Origin of the sequence: Bacillus sp. JJ634, assembly GCF_036962285.1 — a bacterium.
Taxonomy (GTDB): Bacteria; Bacillota; Bacilli; order Bacillales; family DSM-1321; genus Peribacillus; species Peribacillus asahii_A.
In genome coordinates, this window is the sequence record NZ_JBALMU010000162.1 from 1214 (window position 1) to 5886 (window position 4673).

5 protein-coding genes are annotated in these 4673 nt (G+C 34.1%); 4 read left to right on the top strand and 1 reads right to left on the bottom strand.

Features of this window, described 5'->3' with window-relative positions; genetic code table 11:
* The first annotated feature begins 292 nt into the window (after nucleotides 1-292).
* The 4 genes from V7068_RS20080 to V7068_RS20095 all read left to right on the top strand — a co-directional run bounded on the left by V7068_RS20080 (nucleotide 293) and on the right by V7068_RS20095 (nucleotide 3419).
* Nucleotides 293-820, top strand: a complete 528-nt coding sequence (locus tag V7068_RS20080) for a YceI family protein (RefSeq protein ID WP_127761012.1) — start codon at nucleotides 293-295, stop codon at nucleotides 818-820.
* Nucleotides 821-980: 160 nt separating this feature from the next.
* Entirely contained in the window at nucleotides 981-1964 is a 984-nt protein-coding gene (locus tag V7068_RS20085; protein ID WP_499714254.1) for a ring-cleaving dioxygenase, read from the top strand.
* A 17-nt stretch (nucleotides 1965-1981) separates the two neighbouring features.
* Entirely contained in the window at nucleotides 1982-2575 is a 594-nt protein-coding gene (locus tag V7068_RS20090; RefSeq protein ID WP_127761010.1) for an NADPH-dependent FMN reductase, read from the top strand.
* 244 nt (nucleotides 2576-2819) lie between these two features.
* Nucleotides 2820-3419, top strand: coding sequence for a nitroreductase family protein (locus V7068_RS20095; RefSeq protein ID WP_499714255.1), 600 nt, complete (start codon nucleotides 2820-2822; stop codon nucleotides 3417-3419).
* A 506-nt stretch (nucleotides 3420-3925) separates the two neighbouring features.
* Here the strand turns inward: V7068_RS20095 and V7068_RS20100 are convergent.
* Nucleotides 3926-4525, bottom strand: coding sequence for a TetR/AcrR family transcriptional regulator (locus V7068_RS20100; RefSeq protein ID WP_499714256.1), 600 nt, complete (start codon nucleotides 4523-4525; stop codon nucleotides 3926-3928).
* Between the last annotated feature and the right edge of the window lie 148 nt (nucleotides 4526-4673).

The window sequence follows — 4673 nt, forward strand, 5'->3', positions numbered from 1 at the left end:
GTTAAGAGTGGGATAAATCTGATAGCGTGTATGAATTGAAAAGAAAGTATATTTCTTGTTGCAAAAGACCTGTCTCAATAAAATTTCAAGACAGGTCTTTCTGTACGTTATGGAATATTTTTTATAGTAGAATGTAAAAGTATTGACAATACGAATTGATGTATGTTAAATTTATCTCAAGTTAGAGATAATTGATTTCATAATAATTTATTTAAAAATGATGGAATGTACAGCTTTTAAATTTTTTTAAATATATATCTCAGTTTCGAGATAAAAATGGAGGGGTTTTAAAATGGCAAAATGGACAGTGGACCAATCACACTCAAGCGTAGGGTTTGAAGTAAAACATATGATGGTATCAAAAGTAAAAGGACAATTCGATTCTTATACAGCAGACGTAGAAGCTGCAGATTTAGCAGATTTAACTACAGCTTCAATTGCATTCAAATTTGACGTTGCAAGCATCAACACACGCAGCGAAGATCGTGATAACCACTTAAAATCGGCAGACTTTTTTGATGTAGAAACATATCCAACAATTGATTTTAAATCAACAAACATTACAAAAGCTGGAGATGATTACAAAGTAACTGGTGACTTAACTATTAAAGGTGTAACAAAACCAGTAACTTTTGATGTTGAATTTGGTGGTAAAGGTACGAACCCATGGGGTGTAGAAGTGTACGGATTTGAAGCAACAGCTAAAATTAACCGTGAAGAGTTCGATCTTACTTGGAATGCAGCACTTGAAACAGGTGGCGTACTTGTAGGGAAAGACATCAGAATCAAAGTTGAATTAGAAATCAACCCAGCAGCATAATTTTAGGCTATAAAATATTATACTAATAATAAACCAATTCGTACATTTTTCATTAGTGTCCGAATTGGTTTATTAAAACAAATTGGTTACAGAACGACAAGAAGTTAATTTTTATGTATATATCTTGAATCTGAGATATTGGTAAAACGGAGGAATAAAGATGAACGAATTAAAAGGACTTCATCACGTAACAGCAATTACAAGCAGTGCAGAAAGGATTTATGAATTTTTTACTTATGTATTAGGTATGCGTTTAGTAAAGAAAACGGTGAACCAAGACGATATCAAAACATATCACTTATATTTCACAGATGATGTTGGTAGTCCAGGAACAGATATGACATTCTTCGATTTTCCTGGTATTCCGAAAGGGGTACATGGCACGAACGAAATTTCAAAAACGTCTTTCCGTGTACCAACTGATGCAGCATTAGATTATTGGGTAAAACGTTTTGATAAATACGAAGTAAAACATACAGGCATTAAAGAGCAATTTGGTAAGAAGACATTATCTTTTGTTGATTTTGATGATCAACAGTATCAACTCATTTCAGATGAACATAATCAAGGTGACGCTTCTGGAACACCATGGCAAAAAGGGCCGATTCCGTTAGAATATGCGATTACAGGGTTAGGACCAATTTTCGTTCGTACCTCTTATTATGATTATTTTAAAGAAGTGCTGGAGAAAGTGTTCTTCATGAGAGAAGTTGCCAGGGAAGGTTCCTTCCACTTATTTGAGATGGGTGAAGGCGGAAACGGTGCACAAGTAATCGTCGAATATAATACAATTCTTCCGCAAGCTCGACAAGGCTTTGGTACAGTTCATCATACAGCATTCCGAGTGGATGAACGTACAGATTTAGATGCATGGCAACAACGTTTACATGAATTCCAATTACGAAACTCAGGTTATGTAGAGCGTTATTATTTTGGATCTTTATATACAAATGTTGCCCCTTCCATCTTATTTGAATTGGCAACGGATGGTCCTGGATTTATGGAGGATGAACGATACGAAACACTTGGTGAAAAATTATCTTTACCGCCATTCTTTGAACCAAAACGTGAACAAATCGAAAAAATAGTGAGACCAATCGGTACTGTACGAAGTACGCTGACGATTGAAAAAGAATACTTGTAAGGGGGTGAAACAATAAAATGGGATTTTTAAATAAATTATTTGGAGCTGGACAAAAGGAGGAAGAAACAATGACAAAATTAAACATTGGTATTATTTTAGGATCTACACGTGAAGGGCGCGTAAGTCCACAAGTTGGTGCATGGGTAAAAGAATTAGCAGATAAACGCGGTGACGCAAACTACACAATTATCGATATCGCAGATTATAAATTGCCATTACTAGGTGAAGAAGGCGGAGATACTTCAGGCGCAGCAGCATGGTCTGAAATTATCGCAGCCCAAGACGGCTTCGTATTTATCGTTCAAGAATATAACCACTCAATTACAGGGGCACTTAAAAATGCATTAGACTATTTACGTGAAGAGTGGAACAACAAAGCGGCTGGCATTGTATCTTACGGTTCAGTAGGTGGTGCTCGTGCGGCAGAACACTTACGTGGTATTTTAGGTGAATTGTTAGTTGCAGACGTTCGCGTACATCCAGCATTATCTTTATTCACTGATTTTGAAAACGGTACTGACTTTAAACCAAAAGCAGTTCAAGAAGATTCAGTAAATCAAATGTTAGATCAATTAATTCCTTGGTCAAAAGCATTATTCACAATTCGCTAATTATACAGAAGTAAATCACTGCAAATTACAACATGTGCATGCACATGTTGTAATTAAAAAATGAATATGAAGTTTGAGCAAATCGTTATCAAGCAAATGGAAGCAAGTTACTTTCAGTAGGTCGATTGATTTTTCAAAAGGATTCAAAAGATTTAACAAATGTTGCTTAGCAATGAATATGGATTTCAAATGACGAAGATAATAGGTCGTGTATTAAAATGGGCTTTTAGGAGGAATAAATATTATGACGAAAGATTTTTACACTGCATTGAAAGAAAGACGTTCTTACTATGGAATCAATAAAGAGGTACAAGTATCTGATGAAAGAATTAAAGAAATTGTTGAATTTGCTGTAAAATATACCCCATCTGCTTTCAACTCCCAAACTGCACGTCTTGTTGTATTAACAGGAGAAGCGAATGATAAATTATGGGACATTACAACTGAAACGTTAAGAAAAGTAGTCGGAGAAGCCGATTTCACAGCTACTCAGCAAAAAATGGATTCCTTTAAAGCTGGATACGGAACAGTATTATTCTTTGAAGATGAAGCAGTAGTTAAATCTCTTCAAGAACAATTCTCTACATACGCTGACAATTTCCCAATCTGGTCAAACCAAGCATCAGGTATGCACCAATTAGTTGTATGGACAGCATTGGAAGCAGAAGGATTAGGAGCGTCTTTACAACATTATAATCCGCTAATTGATGAGGAAGTGAAAAAGGAATGGAATATCCCTGGGGAATATAAATTAATTGCCCAAATGCCATTTGGTAATCCAACTTCTCCACCAGGTGAAAAAGAATTCCAACCGCTTGAAGACCGTGTTAAATTCTATAAATAAGGTGAACAGGAAGAGAAATGCCTAATAATCTCCCCCTCAGATGTAAAAGTCTCGTGAGGATTTCAAGGTCGCTGAAAAACTGACGGTTATTTTTCATTTCAATAAAATAACTCATTAAAAAAGATGACTCATATTCGTTTTTGAATATTGAGTCATCTTTTTATCTGGTATAATTTAGAACACCCTGGGTTTCTTAACTTAATTGTTAAACAGTATTGCTAGTAGGTTATTTTACGGCGCTGGCAAAAGTTCAATATGTATAAAAAATGGCGGGAAATCAACATTAGTTTTTCGCCATTTTTTATACATTCAGAGTTTCACCATTTATTTTGCTTCATTCTTTTCTTTGTGCATGATTATATAAACTTTAATAGATAAGGGTTCTCAAGGGTGTGATTGAATTATTTTAATCATATAAATGATGTGTGTATGATATAGGAACGATGATTATCAGTAGACACTTCATCTAAAGTAAAGTCGCATTTCTTCTCCTATAACTCGTTTTTTTACTCTGTGTTATTATTTTTGAGACATAGAAGAATAAATTCCGTAAATAGCTTTTGCTTCTGCAATAAATCTTCTGTTCCTTCATTCGCGCACCAGTTGAAAATAACTCCCCTTATTGTTACTAAGACAAATTCAAATAGTTCATTAGCTGATTTATCTGTGCGGAATTCTGAACTTTTTTGACCAGCTTCAATAATATTAAGAAGGTTTTTCATTAAAGGTCGATCTTCCATTTGGAATAATCTATTATCAGGGCGGAATATATGTTTGAGTATGTTATATCCTGTAGTATTAGCACTGTACTCGAAATATGATGTAATATAGGTTTCCAATTTCGTTGTATAGTTGTGGAATTCTTTGCCGCGTAGTGATTGATTGTAATGTTTATCTGCTTGGCTATAGATTTCTAATAATATATCATCTTTTCCTTTGTAATGATGATAGAAAGCTCCAATGGAGACATCTGCACTCTTACAAATATCAGAAATAGAAACGTTTTCATATTCTTTTTCTGAAATGAGCTTGTATGCAGTTTGAAAAATACGTGATTTAGTTTCAACTGCTTTAATGTCACGACTTGTTAATTTTGATTTAGACATTTTATTCTCCTCATGTCATTTAATTTCTATGTATTTTAATGTAACTGCTATGTAATAACTTATTTTGAGAAAAATTTATAAGGCTATTATCATGTATTTTACTATTTAGTAAAACGATTGTAAAAGGACTGAAATTCTTGTTACAGAC